This window comes from Streptomyces sp. NPDC045431 (genome assembly GCF_040646655.1).
Taxonomy (GTDB): domain Bacteria; phylum Actinomycetota; class Actinomycetes; order Streptomycetales; family Streptomycetaceae; genus Streptomyces.
The window spans coordinates 328,194-352,297 of sequence record NZ_JBEZAQ010000003.1; the positions used below are offsets into that span (position 1 = coordinate 328,194).

The 24,104-nt window shown below is 72.0% G+C and carries 17 protein-coding genes and 1 pseudogene; 10 read left to right on the forward strand and 8 right to left on the reverse strand.

Annotation, left to right across the window (positions count from 1 at the left end; translation table 11 throughout):
* Nucleotides 1-31 precede the first annotated feature (31 nt).
* Nucleotides 32-2,989, reverse strand: a complete 2,958-nt coding sequence (locus AB0A69_RS10095; RefSeq protein WP_361417819.1) for a BTAD domain-containing putative transcriptional regulator — start codon at nt 2,987-2,989, stop codon at nt 32-34.
* Between the two features lie 174 nt (nt 2,990-3,163).
* Nucleotides 3,164-3,805 (reverse strand): helix-turn-helix domain-containing protein, encoded by a 642-nt coding sequence (locus AB0A69_RS10100; RefSeq protein WP_361417822.1) that lies wholly within the window; start codon nt 3,803-3,805, stop codon nt 3,164-3,166.
* Nucleotides 3,806-4,149: 344 nt separating this feature from the next.
* Here AB0A69_RS10100 and AB0A69_RS10105 point away from each other — a divergent pair, with 344 nt between their 5' ends.
* Together AB0A69_RS10105 and AB0A69_RS10110 are read left to right on the forward strand one after the other, a co-directional pair.
* Entirely contained in the window at nt 4,150-5,703 is a 1,554-nt protein-coding gene (locus tag AB0A69_RS10105) for an APC family permease (protein WP_361417826.1), read from the forward strand.
* Nucleotides 5,704-5,822: 119 nt separating this feature from the next.
* A complete protein-coding gene (locus tag AB0A69_RS10110; RefSeq protein ID WP_361418432.1) occupies nt 5,823-6,140 on the forward strand; it encodes a cupin in 318 nt (105 codons plus the stop codon).
* A gap of 4 nt (nt 6,141-6,144) precedes the next feature.
* On the opposite strand, the pseudogene AB0A69_RS10115 reads toward AB0A69_RS10110, so the two are convergent.
* Nucleotides 6,145-6,348: pseudogene (locus tag AB0A69_RS10115) on the reverse strand (hypothetical protein); the annotation flags it as partial.
* Between the two features lie 161 nt (nt 6,349-6,509).
* Between AB0A69_RS10115 and AB0A69_RS10120 the strand changes: the two are divergent.
* From AB0A69_RS10120 to AB0A69_RS10140, 5 genes are all read left to right on the forward strand, one after another.
* Nucleotides 6,510-7,337 (forward strand): LLM class F420-dependent oxidoreductase, encoded by an 828-nt coding sequence (locus AB0A69_RS10120; protein WP_361417829.1) that lies wholly within the window; start codon nt 6,510-6,512, stop codon nt 7,335-7,337.
* A gap of 82 nt (nt 7,338-7,419) precedes the next feature.
* Nucleotides 7,420-10,038, forward strand: coding sequence for a bifunctional FO biosynthesis protein CofGH (locus tag AB0A69_RS10125; protein WP_361417831.1), 2,619 nt, complete (start codon nt 7,420-7,422; stop codon nt 10,036-10,038).
* A gap of 4 nt (nt 10,039-10,042) precedes the next feature.
* On the forward strand, nt 10,043-10,615 hold the full coding sequence (locus AB0A69_RS10130) for an ATP-binding protein (protein ID WP_361417834.1): 573 nt from the start codon (nt 10,043-10,045) through the stop codon (nt 10,613-10,615).
* Between the two features lie 42 nt (nt 10,616-10,657).
* Nucleotides 10,658-12,451, forward strand: a complete 1,794-nt coding sequence (locus AB0A69_RS10135) for a tetratricopeptide repeat protein (protein ID WP_361417837.1) — start codon at nt 10,658-10,660, stop codon at nt 12,449-12,451.
* Between the two features lie 95 nt (nt 12,452-12,546).
* On the forward strand, nt 12,547-13,668 hold the full coding sequence (locus tag AB0A69_RS10140) for an ADP-ribosylglycohydrolase family protein (RefSeq protein ID WP_361417840.1): 1,122 nt from the start codon (nt 12,547-12,549) through the stop codon (nt 13,666-13,668).
* On the opposite strand, the gene AB0A69_RS10145 is transcribed toward AB0A69_RS10140, so the two are convergent.
* The 4 genes from AB0A69_RS10145 to AB0A69_RS10160 form a co-directional block, all read right to left on the reverse strand.
* Entirely contained in the window at nt 13,653-15,173 is a 1,521-nt protein-coding gene (locus AB0A69_RS10145) for a sodium:solute symporter family protein (RefSeq protein WP_361417843.1), read from the reverse strand. The two genes, AB0A69_RS10140 and AB0A69_RS10145, sit on opposite strands and share 16 nt — an antisense overlap.
* A gap of 465 nt (nt 15,174-15,638) precedes the next feature.
* Nucleotides 15,639-15,839, reverse strand: a complete 201-nt coding sequence (locus tag AB0A69_RS10150; protein ID WP_361417846.1) for a DUF397 domain-containing protein — start codon at nt 15,837-15,839, stop codon at nt 15,639-15,641.
* A 186-nt stretch (nt 15,840-16,025) separates the two neighbouring features.
* A complete protein-coding gene (locus tag AB0A69_RS10155; protein ID WP_361417849.1) occupies nt 16,026-16,883 on the reverse strand; it encodes a helix-turn-helix transcriptional regulator in 858 nt (285 codons plus the stop codon).
* Nucleotides 16,884-17,114: 231 nt separating this feature from the next.
* Nucleotides 17,115-17,864: a GPP34 family phosphoprotein gene (locus AB0A69_RS10160; RefSeq protein ID WP_361417853.1), complete on the reverse strand. Its 750-nt coding sequence runs from the start codon at nt 17,862-17,864 to the stop codon at nt 17,115-17,117.
* 178 nt (nt 17,865-18,042) lie between these two features.
* On the opposite strand from AB0A69_RS10160, the gene AB0A69_RS10165 reads away from it, so the two are divergent.
* The 3 genes from AB0A69_RS10165 (at nt 18,043) to AB0A69_RS10175 (ending at nt 22,974) form a co-directional block, all read left to right on the forward strand.
* The gene (locus AB0A69_RS10165; protein WP_361417856.1) at nt 18,043-20,295 is read left to right on the forward strand and encodes a D-alanyl-D-alanine carboxypeptidase; all 2,253 of its coding nucleotides are present in this window, start codon (nt 18,043-18,045) and stop codon (nt 20,293-20,295) included.
* A gap of 122 nt (nt 20,296-20,417) precedes the next feature.
* A complete protein-coding gene (locus AB0A69_RS10170) occupies nt 20,418-22,262 on the forward strand; it encodes an MFS transporter (protein ID WP_361417859.1) in 1,845 nt (614 codons plus the stop codon).
* Nucleotides 22,263-22,302: 40 nt separating this feature from the next.
* On the forward strand, nt 22,303-22,974 hold the full coding sequence (locus tag AB0A69_RS10175; protein ID WP_361417862.1) for an adhesin: 672 nt from the start codon (nt 22,303-22,305) through the stop codon (nt 22,972-22,974).
* Nucleotides 22,975-23,319: 345 nt separating this feature from the next.
* Here AB0A69_RS10175 and AB0A69_RS10180 read toward each other — a convergent pair whose 3' ends face one another.
* Nucleotides 23,320-23,817, reverse strand: a complete 498-nt coding sequence (locus AB0A69_RS10180) for a hypothetical protein (protein ID WP_361417865.1) — start codon at nt 23,815-23,817, stop codon at nt 23,320-23,322.
* Between the last annotated feature and the right edge of the window lie 287 nt (nt 23,818-24,104).

Consider the following 24,104-nt stretch of genomic DNA (forward strand, 5'->3'; position numbering starts at 1 on the left):
TAAACAGTTGATGAACGCCCTGATCGGAGCCTCAGGCGATGGTGAGGTCGGCGAGGAGGTCCCGGACCTCCTCGGCCTCCGGAGCGCCCGACTGCTCGTGCAGGGCGAGCGCTTCCCGCCAGCAGGCGCGCGCACGGTCCATCTGGCCGAGGCTGTCCAGCGCCTTCCCGAGCGTGGTCAGGACGTTGCCACGGGTGCGGTCGCCGCCCATGCAGCCGATGGCGAGCGCCTGCTCCGCGTGCTGGGCGGCCTGGGCCGCGCGCCGGGCCGACAGGTGGGCCTCCGCGATGCGGAAGTGGGTCGTCCCCGCCCACAACCGCTGCCGGTTCGTCTCGAAGCCGTGCAGCGCCTTGTCCAGCTCCGCCAGGGCCTCCGCATGGCGGCGCGCCCGGGTCAGCGCCATGCCCAGGGCGTACCGGGCGTTGGCCAGGCGCAGGGTGTGCCCTATCTGTTCGTAGAGGTCCGCGCCCTGCCGGGCGAGGGAGATCGCCTGCTCGACCCGCCCGTTGGAGAGCCGGATGCGGGAGAGGTTGCACAGGGCGCTGGCCTCGCCGGGCTGATTGCCGTCGAGGCGACACCTCTCCATCGCCTTGACCAGGTGCCCCTCGGCGTCCTCGTGGCGCCCCTGTATGGCGGCGATGATGCCCCGGTCGTTGTCGGCCCAGTACACCGGCGCCGGGTCCTGCGCCGCGAGCCCGAGGAGCGAGGCCTTCTCCGCCTCCCGGTCCGCCTCCTCGTACCGCCCCGCCACCAGGTGGACGTTGGTCATCGAGGTCCGGGCCCGCGCCTCGACGCGGGGGTCCCCGACGGCGACGGCGGCCTCCAGCGCGGCGCGGGCGGCGGTTTCGTACACCTTGGAGTTGGCGCCGGACTCCGCGAGGTCCTGGGCGGCCCAGAGGAGGTCCACCGCGGTGGAGAGCCGGGGCCCGGCCGTCGACTGGCGAGCGCACGCCAGCAGGCAGTTGGCCTCGGTGTACAGCCAGTCCAGCGCCTGGTGGCGGTCGGTGAACTCCAGGCCCGGGTAGGCGGCGGGCCTCAGGTGGTCGACCATGCGGTCGCCCGGCCGCTGCACGGCGTACACCCGCGCCGCCGTCGCCAGGTAGAAGTCCAGCAGCCGTGACATCGCGCTCTCCCGCTCCGACGGCGGCTGCTCGTCGCGTTCCGCGCACGCACGCGCGTAGAGGCGTACGAGGTCGTGGAAGCGGTAGCGGCCCGGGGCGGCGGACTCCAGGAGGGAGGTGTCGACCAGGCACTCGAGGATGTCCTCGGCGTCGTGGAGGGGGAGGTCCAGTACCGCCGCCGCGGCCGCGAGGGAGATGTCGGGGCCGTCGGCGAGGCCCAGGAGGCGGAAGGCGCGGGCCTGGGCGGGCTCCAGCTGGCCGTAGCCCAGCTCGAAGGTGGCCTTCACGGCGAGGTCGCCCGCCTGGAGCTCGTCCAGCCGGCGGCGCTCGTCGGCGAGCTTGGCCGCGAGGACCGAGACCGTCCACGTGCGGCGTGCCGCCAGGCGGGAGGCGGCGATGCGGATGGCGAGGGGCAGGAAACCGCACGCGGCCACGACGTCGAGCGCCGCCTCGCGCTCCGCGTGCACCCGCTCCACCCCGACGATCTTCGTGAAGAGCTGGAGCGCCTCCTCCGGCGACATCACGTCGAGGTCCACGAGGTGCGCGCCCGCGAGGTCGACCATGCGGACGCGGCTGGTGACGAGGGCCGCGCAGCCGGCGGTACCGGGCAGCAGCGGCCGCACCTGGGCGGCGTCGCGCGCGTTGTCGAGGAGGACCAGCACCCGCCGCCCGGCGAGCGTGGAGCGGTAGAGGGCGGCGCGCTCCTCCGGCGTGTCCGGGATGGCGGAGTCCGGCGTGCCGAGGGCGCGCAGGAAGGCACCGAGCACGGTCTCGGGCTCGGCCGCCCGCGCGCCCGCGCCCTGGAGGTCGACGTACAGCTGGCCGTCCGGGAAGTGCGGCCGCGCCTCGTGCGCGACGTGCACGGCGAGGGTCGTCTTGCCGACGCCGCCGATGCCCGCGAGGGCCGACACGGCCATGACCGAGCCCTCGGCGGTCGCCAGCCGGTCGCCCAGCTCCCGTACGAACGCGGCCCGGCCGGTGAAGTCCGGCACCGTGGCGGGCAGCTGCGCCGGGCGGGACGGGGTGGGCACGGTGGGCGGCTGCTCGACGGGGCAGGCGAGCTCCTCGTCCGCGCACAGGATGCGCTGCTGGAGCCGCGACAGCTCGGGGCGCGGGTCGACGCCCAGCTCGTCGGCGAGGAGCCGGCGCGTGTCGGCGTACACGGCGAGCGCCTCCGCCTGCCGCCCGCTGCGGTACAGCGCCAGCATCAGCAGCTCCCGCAGCCGCTCGCGCAGCGGGTGCGCGGCGGTCAGGGCGGTCAGCTCGGAGACCGCCTCCGCGTGGTGCCCGCACTCCAGGTCCAGGTCCAGCCGGGTCTCCAGGAGCGTCAGCCGCCACTCCTCCAGGCGGGCGCGCTGCGTCTCGGCGTACGGGCCGGGTACGGAGGCGAGGGGCTCGCCGTCCCACAGGCCCAGCGACTTGTTGATGAGGACCCGCGCCTGGCCCCGCTCGCCGGCCGCCCGGGCCTTCTCCGCCTCGGCGGCGAGCTCCTGTGCGACGTTGAGGTCGAGGGCGTCGGAGCGGCCGCGGATGGCGTACCCGCCGGACTCGCTGGCCAGCACGCCGTCCGGCAGCACCTTGCGCAGGCGCGAGGCGTACGTCCGCACCGCCGCGAGCGCCTGCAAGGGCGGTTCGTCGCCCCAGATGGCGTCGATCAGCTCGGCGGCCGTGGCGGTGCGCCCGTCGCGCAGCAGCAGCGCGGCGAGCAGGGCCCGCTGCTGTGGCGACCCGGAGGGCAGGGGTTCTCCGTCGTACCAGGCGCGGACGGGTCCGAGCACGGCGAAGCGCAGGTCGCCGCGTGTGTCGGCGGGACCCGGACGCGGAGCGCGTCGCTGCTCCGGCACTCGCGGCCCGTCTTCACGGTCCATAGCTCCCCCTGCCCCGTACCGCTGGATTCGCCCTCGACAGTCTGCCTTGTCGATGGCGAATGCGTCAGCAGGGGATGACGCTCTGCACAAGGTCGTGACAAGTCCTCCAGCCGGAGTCGGCCGGAGCCGGCCGGAGCCAGCCGAGTCGGCCGGAGTCGGCCGGAGCCGGGCGAGTCAGTCGGACGCGTCCCGCGCCCGCGCGCCGCGCGGCTTGGCGCGGAAGTGCATGCGCTCCCCCTGGCGCCCGAGCAGGCTGAGGATCTCCACGGGCCCGTCGCCGGCGGAGCCGAACCAGTGCGGCATCCGCGTGTCGAACTCCGCCGCCTCACCCGCGCCCAGGATCAGGTCGTGCTCGGCCAGCACCAGCCGGAGCCGCCCGGAGAGGACGTACAGCCACTCGTATCCCTCGTGCACGCGCGGTTCGGGCTCGCTCTTGTCGGGCGGGATCACGACCTTCAGCGCCTGGAGCGGCCCCGGCTGCCGGGTCAGCGGGACCACCACCTTGCCGTCGTGCGCGTGGCGCGGCGCGAGGCGGACGCGCGGGTCGCCGACCTCGGGGGCGCCGACGAGTTCGTCGAGCGGGACCTGGTGGGCCTGGGCGATGGGCAGCAGCAGCTCCAGGCTGGGGCGGCGCTGTCCGCTCTCCAGACGGGACAGGGTGCTCTTGGAGATGCCGGTGGCCTCGGCGAGCGCGGTGAGGGTGACGCCGCGCCGGGTGCGCAGGCGCCTGAGGCGCGGCCCGACGTCGGCGAGGACGTCGGCGATGCCGGACGGCCGGTCGGCGGAGGGCTGACGCTCGGAGGGCTGTTGTGCCATGGGCTCACCTCATCGCATCTTCCCTCGTACGGCAACGATCTTTGCCGGTTCGGCAACACCGGGCGTGGGCGGACGGCGGTTCGCGGCAGTGGACGCACCTGGCCGAAAGAAGGTTCCTCAACGGCCGAAAAAAGTCTTGGGAAATTTTAGAAAGGAACAAAACGGACACCGCTGCGGTTCCCGTATGTCGAACGGTCCGCTGGCGGCCTGCCGATCGGCCGGTTGAAGGGGTTGGGGGTCTTTGAATCCTTGACCGTTCACCCTTCGAGGCCTCGCAAAGCAAGGAGAAGATCACGGATTCCGATCTTCCGGATGTGGAAACCGCAGCGCCTAACGTGCAAGACATGACTCAGCTGGATGCACGGCCCCAGGCCGGAGACACGGTAAGGGGCGCCTCCCAAGGGGGCGTCCGCAGCAAGGGGCTCGGCGACAACTCGGTCGGCCTCATGGGCGGCGCCGTCATCGGCGTATCCACCGTCGCCCCCGTTTACTGCCTCACGGCCACCCTCGGCCCGACGGTGAGCGAAGTCGGCCTCCAGATGCCCGCGATCTTCCTCGCCGGCTTCCTGCCGATGCTCCTGGTGGCGTTCGCCTACCGTGAGCTGAACCGGGCGGTGCCCGACTGCGGCACCTCCTTCACCTGGTCGGTGAAGGCATTCGGGCCGCGCGTCGGCTGGATGTGCGGCTGGGGCCTGCTGGTGGCCACGATCGTGGTGCTGTCCAACCTCGCCGGCGTCGCCACCTCGTACTTCTACCTGCTCCTCGGTGAGCTCACCGGCAGCGAATCGGTCGCGGCCCTCGACGGCAACAAGGCCGCGCACATCGCCACGACGCTCGCCTTCATCGCCATCGCCACGGCGATCAGCTACCGCGGCATCACCGCCACCAAGTGGGTCCAGTACGCCCTGGTCGGACTCCAGCTCACCGTGCTGGTGATCTTCGCTTTCATGGCGATCACCAAGGCCGACCAGGTCGCCGGGTCGCTCGACTTCTCCTGGTCCTGGATGAACCCCTTCGGCGTCGAGTCCTTCGCCGCCTTCACGGCCGGCCTGTCCCTGTCGATCTTCATCTACTGGGGCTGGGACGCCTGCCTGTCCGTCAACGAGGAGAGCACCGGCAGCGCCCGCACGCCGGGCCGCGCCGCCATGCTGGCCATGGTCGTGATCGTCTCCTCGTACCTGATGATCGCCATCGCCTCCCAGATGTACGCCGGCATCGGCGAGGAAGGCACCGGCCTCGGCAACCCCGACACCGCGGACAACGTCTTCGCCGTCCTCGCGGAGCCGGTCATGGGATCCGGCCTCGGTGTCCTGCTCTTCCTCGCCGTCGTCGCCTCCGCGGCCGCGAGCCTCCAGACGACCTTCATCCCGGTGGCGCGCACCGCCCTGGCCATGAGCACCTACCAGGCGATGCCGGCCTCCTTCGCCAAGGTTCACCCGCGCTTCAAGACCCCCGGCCGCGCCACGGTCATCGCGGGTGTCGCCACCGGTGCCTTCTACGCCGTGATGTCGCTGGTCAGCGAGAACGTCCTGATCGACACCATCTACGCGCTCGGCCTCATGATCTGCTTCTACTACGCGATCACCGCTTTCGCCTGCGTCTGGTTCTTCCGCCGCGAGCTGGGCCGCTCGGTGCGCGACCTGGCTGTCAAGGGCATCTTCCCCGGCCTCGGAGGCCTGATGCTCACCGCCGTCTTCGGCCAGACGCTGTACGACATCTGGGACCCGGCCTACGGCAGCGGTTCGTCGGTCTTCGGAATCGGCTCCGTCTTCGTGATCGGCGTCGGCCTGCTGCTGCTCGGCGTGGTGATCATGCTGGTGATGCAGCGCCGCAGCCCCGCCTTCTTCCGGGGCGAGGTCCTCACCCAGGAGACGCCCGCGCTGGTGGTCGCGGACTGACCCGGGACTGACACGCACCAGCTGAGCCGGAAGGGCGGCCACCGTGGGACGGCACGGTGGCCGCCCTTCCGTATGCGCTTCATATGCGTACGAACCGGCAGCGGGGCAAGGTGGACCATATGTACGACCTCAACGACATCGCCGAGGAACACCTGAAGGCGGCCCACGCCGACGAGCACGGCCGCAGCTCCAACCTCATCCTGCGCGACCCGCCCCTGCGCCAGACCGTCATCGCGCTCACCGCGGGCACCACGCTCGACGAGCACAACCCGCCGCCCGCCTCCTCGCTCCAGGTGCTGCGGGGCGTGGTGGCGGTGACCGCCGCGTCCGGGGACACGGAGCTCACCATGGGGTCCCTCTACCTGCTGCCGCACGAGCGGCACGGGCTGCGGGCCGTGACGGACACGGCGGTGCTGCTCACGGCCGTGAACGACTGACCCGTCATGAGCGTGCCTCCCCGAGGAACACCGGGTTCGTGAACGCCGCCAGCGCCCCCGGCAGCCCGCCCGGCGCACCCGTTCCCGCCCCCGCCCCCGGGTGGCGCACCTCCGCCCGTACGTAGGCGGCGTACGCGGCCGTCGTGGTCCACTCCACCGCGCCCGCCCCCGACGCGGGCGGCGGAGCCGTGTGCAGCAGGCCCTGATCCGCCCGCGAAGCTCACCCCCGGCACGGTGAGGAGACCCACGGCACCCGCCACGACCCGCGCCTGTCCAGCATGCGACCACCCTCCCCCGGACGCGGTGAACGCGTCGGCAACGTACGCCGACGGTCTCGGAAATCGCCGCCGCACGCCATACGTTGGCCGTATGCGCATCGCGACCACGATCTTCCTGACCGATCAGTCGATCACCCCCGTCCGCCTCGCGCGCGAGCTGGAACAGCGCGGATTCGCCGGCCTGTACCTGCCGGAGCACAGCCACATCCCCGTCGAGCGGACCACCCCGTACCCCTTCGGCGGCGTCCTGCCGCCCGAGTACGGACGGACCCTCGACGCCTTCGTGGCGCTCGGCCAGGCCGCCGCCGTCACCGAACGGCTCACCCTCGGCACCGGCATCACCCTGGTCGCCCAGCACGACCCCATCGACCTGGCCAAGCAGGTCGCCACCCTCGACCACCTCTCCGGCGGCCGCTTCACCCTGGGTGTCGGCCACGGCTGGAACCGCGAGGAGGCCGAGGACCACGGCGTCGTCTGGCGCACCCGGCGCGAGCGCGTCCGCGACTTCATCGGCCTGATGCGCGCCCTGTGGGCCGAGGAACCGACCGCCTACGAGGGCGAGTTCGCCTCGGTGCGCGCCTCCTCCGCGTATCCGAAGCCGGCGGGCGGCGCCCCGCGCATCCTCCTGGGCGGCGCGGCGGGCCCCAAGCTCTTCGCGCACATGGCCGACTACGCCGACGGCTGGATCCCGATCGGTGGCCGCGGCCTCACCGAGACGCTCCCCGTGCTGCGCGGCGTCTGGGAGAAGGCGGGCCGCGACCCCGAGACCCTGCGCGTGGTCCCGTGCGGCATCCGCCCCACCCCGGGCAAGCTCGCGCACTTCGCGGACCTCGGCATCACCGAGGTGGTGCTCCAACTCCCCTCCGCCCCCGAGGCGGAGGTGCTGCGGGCGCTCGACGAGTACGCGCAGTACCTGTAGCGGTCCCCGTCGCCGTACCCGTGGCCGTGCTGCCCGCGGGAGCCGGGACTGCGCCGCGGGGGCGGCTCGTATGCTCGGGCCCATGACTGATGACCAGCCCGGACGCCCCGCCGACCACCCCACCAGCCGCCCCACGGAAAACGCCATGCGACGGGCGTTGCGACGAGCCAGGGACGGGGTCGCGCTGGACGCCGGGGAGGCCGCCGTGCTCCTCCAGGCGCGCGGCGCGGACCTGGAGGAGCTGGCCGCGTCCGCGGCGCGGGTGCGGGACGCGGGGCTCGCGGCGGCCGGGCGGCCCGGGGTCATCACGTACTCGAAGAGCGTGTTCATCCCGCTCACCCGGCTGTGCCGCGACAAGTGCCACTACTGCACCTTCGCGACCGTGCCGGGCAAGTTGCGGCGTGCGGGACACGGGATGTTCATGTCGCCGGACGAGGTGCTGGACATCGCCCGGCGCGGCGCCGAACTCGGCTGCAAGGAAGCCCTGATCACGCTGGGCGACAAGCCCGAGGACCGCTGGCCCGAGGCGCGCGAGTGGCTGGACGCGCACGGCTACGACGACACCCTCGCCTACGTACGGGCCATGGCGATCCGCATCCTGGAGGAGACCGGGCTGCTGCCGCACCTCAACCCCGGTGTCCTGTCGTGGACCGACTTCCAGCGGCTCAAGCCGGTGGCGCCTTCCATGGGCATGATGCTGGAGACGACGGCGACCCGGCTCTGGTCGGAACCGGGCGGCCCGCACCACGGCTCGCCCGACAAGGAGCCGGCGGTGCGGCTGCGGGTGCTGGAGGACGCGGGGCGGTCGTCGGTGCCGTTCACCAGCGGGCTGCTCATCGGGATCGGCGAGACGTACGAGGAGCGGGCGGAGTCGCTGTTCGCGCTGCGCCGCGTCGCCCGTGCGTACCACGGCATCCAGGAGCTGATCATCCAGAACTTCCGCGCCAAGCCGGACACGGCGATGCGCGGCATGCCGGACGCCGAGCTCGACGACCTGGTCGCCACCGTCGCCGTCGCCCGGCACATCATGGGCCCCTCCGCCTGCCTCCAGGCCCCGCCGAACCTGGTCGACGGCGAGTACGCGCGCCTCATCGGCGCCGGGATCGACGACTGGGGCGGCGTCTCCCCGGTCACCATCGACCACGTCAACCCCGAGCGGCCGTGGCCGCAGATCGACGCGCTCGCCGAGCACTCCGCGGCCGCCGGCTTCGAGCTGCGCGAACGCCTCTGCGTCTACCCCGAGTTCGTACGGCGTGGCGAGCCGTGGCTCGACCCCCGTGTGCTGCCGCACGTGCGGGCGCTGGCCGACCCGGAGACGGGCCTCGCGAATCCGGACGCACCGGTGCGCGGGCTGCCGTGGCAGGAACCCGACGAGGGCTTCACCGCGTCGGGCGCGGGCTCCGGCCGCACCGACCTGCACCGCACCATCGACACCGAGGGGCGTACCGCCGACCGCCGGGACGACTTCGACGAGGTGTACGGCGACTGGGAGGCCCTGCGCGAGGCCGCCGCGCCCGGCATGGTGCCGCAGCGCATCGACACCGACGTGCGCGAGGCCCTCGCGGTGGCCGCCGACGACCCGACGCGCCTCACCGACGACCAGGCGCTCGCGCTGCTGCACGCGGACGGGCCGGCGCTCGACGCGCTCTGCCGGATCGCGGACGACGTCCGCAAGGCGGCCGTCGGCGACGACGTCACCTACATCGTCACCCGCAACATCAACTTCACCAACGTCTGCTACACCGGCTGCCGCTTCTGCGCCTTCGCCCAGCGCCGCACCGACGCCGACGCGTACACCCTCTCCCTGGACCAGGTCGCCGACCGCGCCCAGCAGGCGTGGGACGTCGGCGCGGTCGAGGTCTGCATGCAGGGCGGCATCCACCCGGACCTGCCCGGCACGGCGTACTTCGACATCGCCCGCGCCGTGAAGGCCCGCGTCCCCGGCATGCACGTCCACGCCTTCTCGCCGATGGAGGTCGTCAACGGCGCGACCCGCACGGGGCTTTCGATCCGCGAGTGGCTGACCGCCGCCAAGGAGGCCGGTCTCGACTCGATCCCCGGCACCGCCGCCGAGATCCTCGACGACGAGGTCCGCTGGGTGCTGACGAAGGGCAAGCTGCCGACCGCCACCTGGATCGAGGTCATCACCACCGCGCACGAGCTGGGCATCCGGTCGTCGTCGACGATGATGTACGGCCACGTCGACCAGCCCCGCCACTGGCTGGGGCACCTGCGCACCCTCGCCCGCATCCAGCGGGAGACCGGCGGCTTCACGGAGTTCGTGACGCTCCCGTTCATCCACACCAACGCGCCCGTGTACCTCGCCGGCATCGCCCGCCCCGGCCCGACGGCCCGCGACAACCGCGCCGTCACCGCCATGGCACGCCTCCTGCTCCACCCCCACATCCCGAACATCCAGACCAGCTGGGTGAAGCTCGGCACGGACGGCGCCGCCGAGATGCTCCGCTCCGGCGCCAACGACCTCGGCGGCACCCTCATGGAGGAGACCATCTCCCGCATGGCCGGCTCCTCCTACGGTTCGTACCGCTCCGTCAAGGACCTCACCGCCATCGCCGAGGCGGCCGGCCGCCCGGCCCGCCCCCGTACGACCCTGTACGGCGAGGTCCCCGAGGAACGGCGGCGCGCGGCGGCCGCGTCGGACGGACACCTGCCGGAGCTGCTGCCGGTGCTGACAGACTGACGGCATGAGGTCGGGAGCGGGGGGCGCGCCGCGGCCGTCGATGCGCGAGCTGATCGAGCGGCGCAGGCGGGCGGGATTCGTCGGCAGAGAGCGCGAAAAGGCGTTGTTCCGCGAGAACTTCGCCACCGCGCCGGACGAGGAACGGCACCGGTTCCTCTTCCACGTCCGGGGCGACGCGGGCGTCGGCAAGACCACCCTCGTACGGGAACTGCTCGTCATCGCCGGGGAGTTGGGGGCCGTAACGGCGTACGTCGACGAGGACGCCGACAGCGTGCCCGACGTGATGGCGGCGATCAGCGCGGCCTTCGCCCGGCAGGGGCACGCCCTGAAGGCGCTGGACCGGCAGTTGGCGACGTACCGGCAGCGCCGACACGAGGCGGAGCTGTCCGCGATGGAGGCGCAGCCGGACCCCGGCGTGCCGTCAGCGGGCAGCACCGCCGTGGCGCAGGCCGGGCTGATCGCCGCGGGCATGCTGCCGGTGGTCGGCGCCTTCACCGGGGCCGTCGACCCCGCGGCCGTCGCCCGCCGCGCCGACCGGATCAGGGCCGTGCTCGCCGCCCGCTTCCACGACCCGTAGGACGTCCAGCTGGTCCTCGACCCGCTCAAGGTCCTCACCCCGGTGCTGGTGGGCGAACTGGACCGGGTGGCCGCCGAGGTGCCCTGGCTGGCCCTGTTCTTCGATGCGTACGAAAGCACTGGACCCTTCCTCGACAGGTGGTTACGCGACCTCGCCCTGCGCGGCCGGTACGGGGACCCGCCCGCGAACCTGGTCGTCACGCTGGCCGGGCAGCCGCGCCTCGACCCGGCGTGCTGGGCGGACTGGACCGCTCTCGTCGAGGACATGCCGCTGGCGCCGTTCACCGAGTCCGAGACGCGGCGGCTGCTGTCGGGCAGGGGCATCGTCGACGAACCGGTCGTCCAGGACGTCCTGCGCCTGTCGGGCGGTCTTCCGGTCCTGGTGTCCACCCTGGCCGAGAACCCCGGCGAACCGGACGCGGCGGGTGCGACGGCCGTGGACCGCTTCCTCAAGTGGGAGCACGACCCCGAGCGCCGGGCCGTCGCGCTGGCCTGCGCGCTGCCGCGCCGGCTCGACGAGGACGTGTTCGTCGCGGCGGCGGACGGCGATCCGGCCCTGTACGGCTGGTTGCGTACCTTGCCGTTCGTCTCCGAACACGACGGCAGCGCCCGCTACCACGACGTCATACGCGCCCCTATGCTGCGGCTCCAGCGGACGACCTCGCCGCGCCGCTGGCGCGAGGCCCACACGCGCCTGGCGGATGCCTTCGCCGAGCGGGCGGCCGTGGCGGTCGAGGCACTCGACGCCCGGGAGTTCTGGGAGCACGAGGACTGGCGGTCCCTGCGGCTGGAGGAGTTGTACCACCGGCTGTGCGCGGGGGCGGGCGGCGCCGCGGTGTCCAGGGCCCTGCGCGACGGGATCGCCGCGTGTGACGCGGGGCCGCTGGTCGCCCGCCGCTGGGCCCGGACACTGACCGAGGCAGGTGAGGACGGGGGCGACGAGGCCCTGCGCCGCTGGGCGGATGCATGCCTGGCGGCACTGGCCGACCCACACCTCGGCCTGGTTCCGGTGCTGACCCTCCTGCTCGCTCGGCCGGAGGTGGACGACACCGACCGGGCCCGCGCACTGGTCGTCCGGGGACACGCCCTTCGCGCGCGACAGCGCTACGACGAGGCCATGGCGGACTTCGACCGGGCCTCGGTCCTGGACCCGTCCTCTCCCCGGCCGGTTTCCGGCCGGGCGCTCGTCCACCGGAAGCTGGGCCGGTACGAGGATGCCCTGCGGGAGCACGACCGCGCGGTCGAGCTGGCCCCGCATGGTGCCCGCACCCTGGCCCACCGGGGGGAGACGTACCGGCAGGCCGGCCGGTACGCCGAGGCGATCGCGGACTTCGACCGGGTCCTCGCGCTGGACCCGGGGTACGTCTGGGCAAGAGCGAGCCGGGCGCAGGCCAACCGGGCGCTGGGGCGGACGGCCGAGGCGCTGGAGGACTTGAACCTCGCGCTGGCCATCAAGCCCGACTACCCCTGGGCGTTGGTGCGGCGCGCCCAGACCCTGCGGGAGTCGGGTGACCTCACCGGCGCCCTGGCCGACCTCGACCGGGCGGAGCGCGTCTCGCCGGCCGACCCGTGGGTGCTGGGCGAGCGCGGGGAGGTCCTGCGCGCGCAGGGCCGCCACGAGGAGGCGGTCACCGCGTACACGCGCGCTCTGCGGCTCGATCCCGCGTACGCGTGGGCGCTCGGCAGCCGGGCCCTGGCGTACGAGGCGATCGGCCGCCGCGCCGACGCCCTGCGCGACCTCGACGACGCGCTGGTCCTGGAGCCCGGCTACACGTGGGCGGGGGAGCAGCGGGAGCGCATCCTGTCCGGGGGTTCCGGGGGTGAAACGGCCACGTGACGCGCGCACCTCGGCCGTCCGGCATCCGTTCGATTACAGTGCTGCGCGCCGGACGCAGGTGACGACGCAGGCGACAGGGACGGAAGGGGCGCGAGGTGTGTGCAGCAGCCACGGCTGTCTGGGGCCGGGCCGAGCAGCAGGACTTCCGGGCCCGGGTGCGGGGGTGCCTGCTGGGGGCGGCCATCGGTGACGCCCTCGGGGCCGGGGTCTCCACGCTGTCCGTGGAGGCGATCCGCGCGGCCCACGGGGCGGACGGGCTCACCGATCTGGCACCCGCCTACGGGCGGCGCGGTGCCGTCACATCGGTCACGCAGCTCACGCTGTTCACCGTCGACGGGCTCATACGGGCCCAGGTGCGCCGCGACACCGGCGCCTGGCACCCGCCGTCCGACGTGCACCGCGCCTATCTGCGATGGGCGGCGACGCAGCGCGACTGGGGCCCGGACGAGCGGCGCAAGGACAACGGCTGGCTCGCCTGCGAGGAGTGGCTGTACGCGCGCCGGGACCCGGCGCGGGCGACGCTCACCGGGCTCGCCGACGAGGTCCTCGGCACGCTCGACCGGCCGAAGAACCCCGGCGCCCGGGACGCGGGGGCCGTCGTGCGCTCGGCGCCGTTCGGGCTGCTGGTCGGCTGGGAGCCGCAGCTGGTGTGCCAGCTGGCCGTCGAGTGCGCGGCGCAGACGCACGGGCATCCCGCCGCGTACCTGGCCGCCGGGGCGTTCGCCGTCATCGTGCACGGCCTCGCGCGCGGCGAGACCCTCGACGGGTCCGTGCAGCGGGCGATGGTCCAGCTCGCGCCCCGCCCCGGCCACGAGCCGGTCACCGAGGCGCTGAAGCACGCCCTCGGCGCCGTACGGCAGGGCATCCCCGGCCCGGCGAGGATCGCGTCGCTCGGCGACACCGACGGCGAGCACGCCGAGGACGCCCTGGCCATCGCCGTGTACTGCGCCCTGGTCAGCGAGGACGTACGGCACGGGCTGCGGCTCGCCGTGAACCACGACGGCCCGTCCGAGGCCACCGGGTCGCTGACCGGCGCGCTGCTGGGCGCCCTGCACGGCGAGACCGCCCTGCCGCCGACCTGGCTGGCCGAGCTGGAAGGGCGGCCGACGCTCCTGGAGATGGCGGACGACTTCGCCATGGAGATGACCCAGGGCCCGGCCCTGCACGGTCCGGGGGTGTCGTCGCCGGGCTGGCTGGCCCGCTACCCGAGGGGCTGACGCGCCGCGGTCGGGGCGGGGCTGCCGTCGTCGGAGTGGAGTCGGTCGAGCACCCGGTCCCGCTCCGGGGTGTCCTCCGGCTTGAGGAAGCCGATGAGGACGTACAGCACGAGTGAGGTCGCGAGCGGCGAGACGATCTGGATCTGGAGCTCGATGGAGTCGAGCCCGTAGTTCGTCAGCCAGAAGGCGAACAGGCCCGCCGCCCACGACACCAGCGCCGCCGTCGGCCCGGACCGGCGGAAGGCGCGCAGCAGGCCCAGCATGAACGGGATCGCGATCGGCCCCATCAGACCGGCCACCCACTTGATGACGACCGTGATGATGTCCTGGAACGTGGGGGAGTTGACCTGCGTGGCCACCGCCATCGACAGCGCGAGGAACGCGATCGTCGACCAGCGCGCCGCGAGCAGCCCGGCCCGGTGCGTCCAGCCGCGCGCCGTCTTCGACAGGGCGGGCGCGATGTCGCGGGTGAAGACGGCGGCGATGGCGTTGGCGTCCGAGGAGCACATGGCCATCGTGTGCGAGAAGAAGCCGACGATCACCAGCCCGAGCAGCCCGTGCGGCAGCAGCTGCGCGGTCATCAGCGCGTACGCGTCCGACGCGTCCGGCTTCTGGGGCGTGACCAGCAGCGGCGCGACCCACATCGGGAAGAAGAGGACCAGCGGCCAGACCAGCCACAGCACGGCCGACAGCCGCCCCGAGCGGGTGGCCTCGCGGGCGGTGGGCGTGGCCATGTAGCGCTGGGCCTGGTTCCACATGCCACCGCTGTACTCGAAGGTCTTGATGAAGAGGTACGCGAGGAGGAACGTCAGCGTGTACGGCCCGGCGGTCGGGGCCGTGTGCCCCTGGAGCTCGGGCCGGTCCCACACGGTCCACAGCGCGCTGAAGCCGCCGAGCTCCGCCATGACGGCGACGAGCATGGCGATGCCGGCGAAGAACTGGATGATGAACTGGCCCAGTTCGGTGAGGGCGTCGGCCCACAGCCCGCCGACCGTGCAGTAGACGCCGGTGATGACGCCGGTGATGAGGATGCCCTGGTTGAGGGAGATCCCGGTGAAGACGGAGAGCAGCGTCGCGATCGCCGCCCACTTCGCGCCCACGTCCACGATCTTCAGCAGCACCCCTGACCAGGCGAGGGCCTGCTGCGTGGGCAGGTCGTAGCGGTTCTTGAGGTACTCGAGGGGCGACGCGACCCCGAGCCGGGAGCGCAGGCGGTTGAGGCGGGGCGCGAAGAGGTGGGCGCCGACGGCGATGCCGATCGCGATGGGGAAGGACCAGGTGACGTACGAGGTGACGCCGTAGGTGTACGCGATGCCCGCGTACCCGGTGAACATCACCGCGCTGTAGCCGGACATGTGGTGCGAGATGCCCGACAGCCACCACGGCATCTTGCCGCCGGCGGTGAAGAAGTCGCCGACGTCGTCCACGCGTTTGTGGGACCACAGGCCGATCGCGACCATCACGCCGAAGTAGCCGATGAGTACGGCCCAGTCCAGACTGTTCATGTGTCCCCTCCAGGGGTCCGCATCGTGAACGTCGAGGCGCTTCGCCGGTCGGTCGCCGATCAGCGGGAAACCCCGTGCGGGAGCGGGGACTTGGGGGATTGAACCGTTTGTTCGCCTGGAGGGTCAAGAGGTTCCGGGTCATGAGTGTGAACACCAGTCAGCAAGGCGGACGATTTTACTCGCTCTTGACCCGGTGGGCCGTTGTTGTGATCGCGAGAGTGGTCCCACGATGTGGGGGCGCTTCATCGGCGGGGGATGCGGGTCCTCCGCGGTCACTTCGGCGGGAGGGGGAGTGCCGGGTGCGGACATGACCGAGCCCCCTCGGCCGGGACGGCGGGCCAGTCGAGAGGGCTCATGCGGTGATGCGGTGATGCGGTGATGCGGTGATGCGGTGACGCCTGAATACGGTGACGCGGTGACGCGGTGGTGCCGTGACGCGGTGGTGCGGTACGGCGAGGGGGCCGCTCAGAGCGTGCCCGTGCCCACTTCCCTCACGAACGCGTTCCACGACTCCGGTACGAAGGTGATCGACGGGCCGGACGGGACCTTCGAGTCCCGGACCGCGATCTCCTGGACCACCGGGGACTTCACCTCGACGCACGCGCCGTTGCCACCCGAGTACGAGGACTTCGTCCAGGTGTCCGTGGCGCCCTGAATAATTGCCATCTTCTTCGCTCCGGTTTCTGACCGCGATGGGTCGCGAGTCGGTCGTGCTGGCGTGATCGACGCTACTCGTCGGCCCCGGAGCGCGGGCCCGTCATTCACTCGACTGGATGGCATATTCCATGGAGGCTTCCCTTGAAGGCCGACAGGGGTGTACCTTGCCGGCCTTCTTGTAGGGGCCCCTGTACATCAGCGTGCGTAGTCCTTCATCACGTCGGTGATGAACTGCCGCGTCTGGTCGGCGTTCAGGGCCTGGGCGCGCAGGTGCTCGTACATCACGCTGTACCGCTGCACGTCGTTCGGCTTCTCCAGGTAGAGGTCACTGGTGACGCCCTCGATGTAGACGACGGACGAGTCCGAGGCGTCCGGGAACTCCAGGATCGCGTAGTGCCCGCTGATGCCCGGGTGCGCGCCCATGTCGAACGGCAGCACCTGCACGGTGACGTGGGGCTGCTGCGACTGCTCGACGAGGTGCTCCAGCTGCTCGATCATCAGCTGCTTGTCGCCGACCACGCGGCGCAGCGCCGCCTCGTCGATCACCGCCCACAGGCGCAGCGGCTGGTCGGCGTCCTTGATGCGGTCCTGGCGGCGGGCGCGGACGTTGACGCGCTTCTCGATGTCGGCCGGCGAACTTTCCGGCAGCGCGCCGGTGATCAGCGCCTCCGCGTACCGCCGCGTCTGCAGCAGGCCCGGTACGACCTGCGGTTCGTACACGCGCAGGGAGGCGGCGTCGGTCTCCAGGCCGATGTACACGCTGTACGGGATGTCGCCGAAGGCGTGCCACCAGCCCTGCTGGCGCGAGTCCTTGGCCATTTGCATCAGCGAGTCCACGATGCGGTGGTCCTCGACCTCGTACACCCCGCACAGGTCGCGGACGTCGCGCTGGCTGATGGAACGGCGGCCGTTCTCGAGGCGGCTGATCTTCGACTGCGAGACCAGCAGCCGTTCCGCCACCTCCTCCGCCGTCATGCCCTTGAGCTCACGCAGTCGCCGCAGCTCCTGGCCCAATCTGCGTCGCCTGACGGTGGGGTTGACGTTGGACGCCACGGAAACTGCACCTCCGGCTGCCTAGCTGTGACTTGGCGTAGCTCTGCGTATCTACGTCTCAGCAGACTGCCACCAAAGCGCCGGTCTCGCTGGAAAATGGCCAGACGTACGGCGAGCGCGAGCGCGCGGGACGGTCACCGAGGACTGTCCCGCGCGCTTTTGTGCGGCTCCCGAACGGGCTCTTCGAGTTCGTGCTGCGTGCTGCGTGCTGCGTGCTGCGGGTGCGTGCTGCTACGCGCTCACGACGCGGGCCATGGACCCGGTGGCGCGCGACCGCGGCTGCAACGGGACACCACCGCCCGGCGTCTGCCGGGTGGGGCCCCCCGCCGCGGGGGTGCCGTTACGGCGGGGCTGCGCGCCCGCGCCGTTCTGGACGTCCATCACGGCGTGCGCCACGAGTCCGCCCATGGGGTCGTGCCTGATCAGATCCCGCAGCCGGGAACGGGACGAGCGTCCTTCGTTGCCCGGGTACAGGTGCTTGCCGAGCCCGACCGCATGGGCCAGCGCGGCAAGCGCCGCGGTCCGCGGGTCCGGCGGCACACCGGTGCGGATCGCGCTGTCCAGCCGGGCCCTGATCTCCCGGCTGATCGCCGTCTCCGTCGCCTGATAGCGCGTCGTCGGCAGCACCCCGCACATCTGGCCCTCGACGGCATGCACCATGCCGCACCGTTCCAGATGCGAGAGATACGTCTGGCGGAGCCCCAGTCGGGGCCCGCCGATCCAGTGGACGGCGCGCACCGGGCTGCCGCGCCTGCGCAGCAACTCGAGCGCGGAGTCCAGGGTCGGATCTCCGGTCGGCCGTGGCATCACCACGGCGATACGATCCCCGTCAGGGGCTATCCGTCCCGCCAGAGCCAGCTCCACTAGCTGAGCTCCGGCGAGACCGAGGTCGAGCGACTGCGGCTGCGCTGTGGTACCCGTGGCCGGGTCCAGAGCGAGCAGCAGAAGCTCCTCCGGAAGTGTTCTGCGGCTCCTGCCCATCCATGCCTCCCCGCGTGGATGAATGACAGGGTGACCCCTCTCACATTGGTCTGTCGAGAGCGCCTGGGTGCTTCGTACGGGAACCAGTAGGTATGTCGTTCTCGTCTTGCACGGGGGCCAAGCGCTCACACAGGACACTGGTACATGGTTCGGACACGGCGTTTTTGAAGGAGGCACGGTGGCGGGCGAGTCCCCCGACAAGTCGGAGCAGCGGAAGCCGTCGGGGGAGACGGCGTCGGGCGCACGCGACCCGAGGGTGCAGATGCGCGGCGACGGGACGGTCGTCGACCAGCCGACAGCGGTCTTCAAGACGCTCCCGCGCGCGGCGACGGTTCCGCGCCCGGACGATGCTGCGGATGACGGCTCGGACGACGGCTCGGACGACGCCTCGAAGGAGCCCGTGGAGGCCGAGGGGGCCAAGGAGTCCGACGAGGCCAAGGAGTCCGAGGCTTCCGGTGACGCCCGGCTGAAGGCCGCGGTGGAGGCGTGGGTGTCGCGTGACGCCGATGCGGACGCGGACGCCGAGGGCGACGGGGCGGAAGGTTCCACCTCGGACGGGGAGCAGGAAGAGGCCGAGGCGGAGGACGCCGCCGACGAAGCCGACGCCGACGAGCCCGACGAGTCCGACGACTCCGACACGGGCGACGAGGGCGACAAGGGTGCGGAAACCGCTGCTGCTGCTGTTGCCGCTTCCGCTGCCGCCGCCGACGCTGCAGTTGCGAAGAAGAGCGTTCCCGCCCCCGCCCCCGCCGAGAAGGACAAGAAGGACGAGGGGGACGAGGCGGTTGACGACTCCGCGCCCGCTCCCGTCGACCAGCCCACCGCCGTCTTCAAGGCGGTCCCGCGCAAGGCCGTGGATCAGCCGACCACCGCGCTGAAGGCGGTCGCGCCCAAGTCCGGCTCCGCGCCCGCGCCCGCGCCCGCCGCTCCCGAGGCGGCGGCCGAGCGGACCAGCAAGTTCGTACCGTTGCGACCCGACATGAAGGAGCCGGGCGCGCCGGCCACGTCCGCGCCGAAGCCCGCACCGAAGCAGCAGGACAAGCAGGACAAGCAGGACAAGCCGAAGGTTGCGGCGCCGGTGTCGGCGTCGGCCGCCGCTCCCGCCGCCCTCACCGAGGCCGAGCGGACCAAGCAGCAGCCCCTCCCGCCCCGCCCGCCGCTGGACCTGCTCGCGGAGCTGACGAACACGCCGCCCCCGCCGCCGACCCCGGTGCGCACGCTCATCCGGCGCGTGAAGATCTGGACGCCGCTGGTCGCGCTCCTGCTGATCGTCTTTGCGATCGTGCAGGCCGTACGCCCGCTGCCCGCGCCCACCCTCACGCTCGCCGCCCCGGCCACGTACACCTTCGAGGGCGGACAGCTCACGATGCCGTGGCCCGGCGAGGGCCAGGGTGCCGTCGAGGTCGACGGTGTCGGCATGATCGGCACCTACGGCGCGAACAAGCCCGGGCCCATCGCCAGCGTCGCGAAGACGATGACGGCGTACGTGATCCTCAAGGAGCACCCGATCACGGGCAAGCAGACCGGCCCGAAGATCAAGGTGGACGCGATCGCGGCGCGGGAGAGCAGCAACGAGGACGAGTCGCGGGTGCACGTCAAGGAGGGTGACGAGTACACGCAGAAGCAGATGCTTCAGATGCTCATGATCCCGTCCGCGAACAACATCGCCCGCCAGCTCGCGCGCTGGGATTCCTCGCAGGAGGAGTTCGTCAAGAAGATGAACGCCGCCGCCAAGGAACTCGGCATGACGAACACCCACTACACGGACCCCAGCGGCCTGGACCGCACCACCGTCTCCACGGCCGTCGACCAGATCAAGCTGGGCAAGGCGGCGATGGAGAACGACGTGTTCCGGGAGATCGTGAACTCGCCCAACGCCACCGTCCCCGGCACAGTCGGCCGGATGGAGAACAACAACAACATCCTGCTGGAGCCGGGCGTGAGCGGCATCAAGACCGGCTCCTCCACCCCGGCGGGCGGCAACCTCCTCTGGGCGGCCAACGCGGAGGTCGACGGCGAGCTGCGCCGGATCGTGGGCGCCGTGATGGGCGTGCAGAAGGGCTCCACCCCGGACCAGAAGCTCCAGGAGTCGATCAAGCTCAGCCTCAAGCTGATCCAGACCGCTCAGGACGGCATCACCTCGGCCACCATCGTCAAGAAGGGCGACGTGGTCGGTCACGTCGACGACGGCCTCGGTGGCCGTACGCCGGTCGTCGCCACCAAGGACCTGAAGCCGGTCGGCTGGCCGGGCCTGAAGGTGGACCTGAAGCTGGTGCGTGGCGACGCCCCGCTCCCGCACTCGGCGAAGGAGGGCACCGTGGTCGGTGAGCTCTCCGTCGGCGAGGGCACGGGCAAGGTCGCCGTCCCGGTGGCGCTCGAGCGGGACCTGGTGGAGCCGGGCTTCGACGACAAGCTGGTCCGGCTCGGCTGAGGTGCGCACCCTGCCCCGTACGCGCACGCGTACGGGGCAGGGGGCCGTCCGAGGACATGTGCCTCGGTATCGTGTGGGCGATGCCCGGGCCGGGGCCCGGGGTGCAGACGGAGAGAGCCGCGGTGACCACCACTGAGCCGACGCGCGCGGAGGCGGGCGACGCCCCGACCGGCCGGGACGCCCCCCGCCGAGACGGCCCCACCGGACCGCGTGACAGGGTGCCTGCGGGCGACGGCACCGGCGGCGCACGTCTCGCGCACCGCCTCGCGCACCGCCTCCGCCGCCACCCCGTCGCCCTCGCGACGGCCCTCGCCGCGCTCACCCACATCGTCTGGTTCCTGCTCTTCGCGAACAGCGGCGGCGATCTGGCGGCCCAGGACGCGTGGGCCGAGTTCGTCGGGCGCCACCCCGACTCGGCGTACAACCTCGCCTGGTACGGCGGCATGCACCCGGTCTCGTACAGCGTGGTCTCGCCGTACCTGATGTCGGTGCTCGGCGTACGGACGACGATGATGGCGGCCGGCACCGCGTCGGCCGCGCTCACGGCGCTGATCCTGGTGCGGGTGCGGGCGGTGCGCAATCCACTGGCGTGCGCGCTCGCCGCCGTGTTCGCGCTGTTGTGCAACGCGCTGTCGGGCCGGGTGACCTTCGGCCTCGGCATGATGTTCGCGCTCGGCGCGGTGGCGGCGGTCTTCTGCTGGCCGTACCGCTGGCGCTACAAGCGCTGGGCGAAGGCGGCGGTCGCCGCGCCGCTCGCCGGACTCGCGACCGCCGCCAGCCCGGTGGCCGGGCTCTTCCTCGGGGTGGCGGCCGCGGCGCTGTTCCTCAACAAACGGCGCCCGGGAGCGTACGCGCTCGGCCTCGCGCCGGTCGCGGTCGTCGCGCTCTCCTCCTGGCTGTTCCCCTTCTCCGGTACGCAGCCGATGTCGTTCGCGTCGACGACGCTGCCGTTCCTCTTCGGGGTGCTGGTCTGCGTCCTCGTACCGCGCGACTGGCGCACGGTCCGCACGGGCGCGGCGGTGTACGCGCTGGGCACGCTCCTCACCTGGCTCATCGACTCGCAGATCGGGTCGAACGTCTCGCGGCTGCCCATGCTGTTCGCGGGCGTGGTGCTGCTGGCGGCCCTGCCGTACACGGCGCCGCGCACGGTCCGGTGGTACGCGGTCGTCCTGGCGTTCATCGGCCTCAACGGCTGGATCGGCTTCAAGAGCGTGGACGACGTGGTCCGTACGGCTCCGGACGCGGCGTGGGCGCGGGAGGCGGCGCCGCTGATCAACCAGTTGCAGGTGCGGGGCGCGGAGAAGGCGCGCGTCGAGGTCGTACCGGCGCGCAGCCACCGGGAGGCGTCCGCCCTCACGCCGTACATCAACCTCGCGCGCGGCTGGAACCGGCAGGCGGACATGGAGCGCAACCCGGTCTTCTACGACGACACGCTCAACTCCGTCACCTACCGGGACTGGCTGCACCGCTGGGCCGTGCACTACGTGGTGCTGCCCAAGGGCGAGCCGGACACCGGCGCCGAGCAGGAGGCGAAACTGGTGCGGGACGGGCAGCCGTACCTGAAGCAGGTGTGGGCGGACGACAACTGGCGGCTGTTCGCGGTCGAGGACCCCACGCCGCTGGCCGATCCACCGGCGAGGGTGGAGCGGGCGGGCGCCGGAGAGGTGACGATCCGGGTGACGTCGGAGGGGCGGGTGCTGATCCGGGTGCCGTACTCGCCCTGGCTCGCGCTCCTGGACGAGGAGGGGAAGAAGGTCGAGCCGCCGCAGGAGACGGAGGCGTCGAAACTGCGGGACGACGGCGTGAAGTCGTACGAGAACACCGCCGGCTGCCTGCTGAAGGCGGAGGAGGACGCCGAGGGCGACGAGTGGACGGAGCTCCTCGCGCCGAAGCCGGGCGTCTACCGCCTGGCGGCCCCGTACAAGCTCTTCCCGCGCGGCACTCCGTGCCCGGAAGAACTGCGCTGACTCTCCCGTTACCGTGGGTGACGCTTCATAGTGATCGGCTATGGCAAGCGAACGCACCATACGGGCGGCGGTTGTTGTCGCGGCGGCGGCCTGCTGCCTCGCAGCCTGCGACCCGGCCGCCGAGGCCCCGCGGAACGACGGGTTCACCCCGCCCGAACGCAGCCTCCCGTCCCGCATAGCCCCCACCGGCGTGCCGACGTACACGGCGTGGGCGGGCCCCGGCTGCACGACCGACACCGACTACCGCGAACACGGCCGCTTCGAGAACGGCGACGCCGCCTGGTACACGGTCCCGTCCGGCGGCCACCGCGACGACTCCTGCGACGGCCGCTTCACCGCCCTCCCCATGTCGGGCGACCCCGACCGCGACGGCCCCTCCACCGTCACCTGGACCTGGCCGGTCGGCACCTCCTACGAGCGCTGCGCCCTGGCGGTGTTCATCCCCGACGGCCCACGTGACATCGATGTCGCGGGCAACCCGACGATCTACCGCATCCTCACGAACCCGGACGACGACCCGTCCTCCGCGTACGCCGCCTTCGGCATCCACCAACCGCGCCACCGGGGCACGCTGGTCGAGGTCGGCACGTACGAGGTCCGCTCCTCGACCTTCACGGTGCTGCTGACGGACCGGGGCCGCGACTGGGGCGACGCCTCCCTGGTGGGGGCGCACCATGGGGCGGGGCAGATGAAGCTGCGCTGCGAGGGGTGACGCCGCGGGCGTGCGACGCCTGCACGGGTCGTACCTGCTGCTTTTCCTTGTCCAATGCGGCTTGATGACGTTGCAGGTTGCCGGCGTGTTTCTGCTCATGCTGAGTGCGGCTTTCTTTATCCGGCGGTCCACTACTGCGCGCAAGCGTCGAGCCGATGGCCTTCCCCCGAAAGGGACACCAGCGGCCCCGTATGTGCTGGGCGGCATCGGCATCGCCTTGCTGGTCCCCGCTTGGGTGGTGCTCTTCGCCGGGAGGCGGTCGGGGATTTTCGAGACCTGGGCGATATAGGTCGAAACCGTGGTGGTCGGCGGCTCGCGTACAGTCTCTCCACTCTGGCCAGACAGTCAGTGAGGGCCGCGGTCCTTGACACCTTGCATGCCTGCTCGCAGCCCACGCCATGCGGTCCGCAGCCCTTCGAGTTCGTTGCGCGGAAAGGGGCGGCGCCATTCCAGCTGATAGCCGTCTTCACCCCAGTCGTACGCGACTCGGTCGAATGCGCGGATGACTGTGCGAGACAGCGTGTCGAGCGACTGACGACTGGACCACAGGACGCCCCCCGACTCGGCCGGCGCCTGATGGTCATCAGCGGCCACGACCCAGATGTCGACCGCGGAGCCATCGCGGCGGAAGAACCACCTGTAGACCTTCCGCTCGGCATCGAACGCGACTTCGGCCTGAGTGTCCGTGAGGGTCAGGCGCGCAAGCGTGTACAGAAAGTGGGCAGCCGCGTCCGTGCCAGCCGAATATGAGGCGATGACGTCAACGTCGGCATGATCATCCGCGGCTGAAACAAGCGCCCATCCGGCGCCCTGAAGCGTCCAACTGAAAGCCAGCGCCGCCATGAGTCCCCCGTCCGCTCACCGAACTTGAACCACACCGTAAGGGCTGTTCCCTAACCGTCGGCCTGCCGCTGAGGTGGCTCCGCGAGCCCCGGCATCGCCGACGCGGGTGCCTTCCTTCCCTGGCCGTACGGCGGACTGTGTCGTGTCGTCTCGACCCGCCCGGCTGTAGGTACGGGCGGTCCTCGCCGACCGAGTGACGTTCGATGCCACCTTCGTGATCCGCTTGTGTCCAACGGAATGCCGGCCTTCGTTGTGGGTTTCCGCATCCTGCCTCGAAGGACCGATCT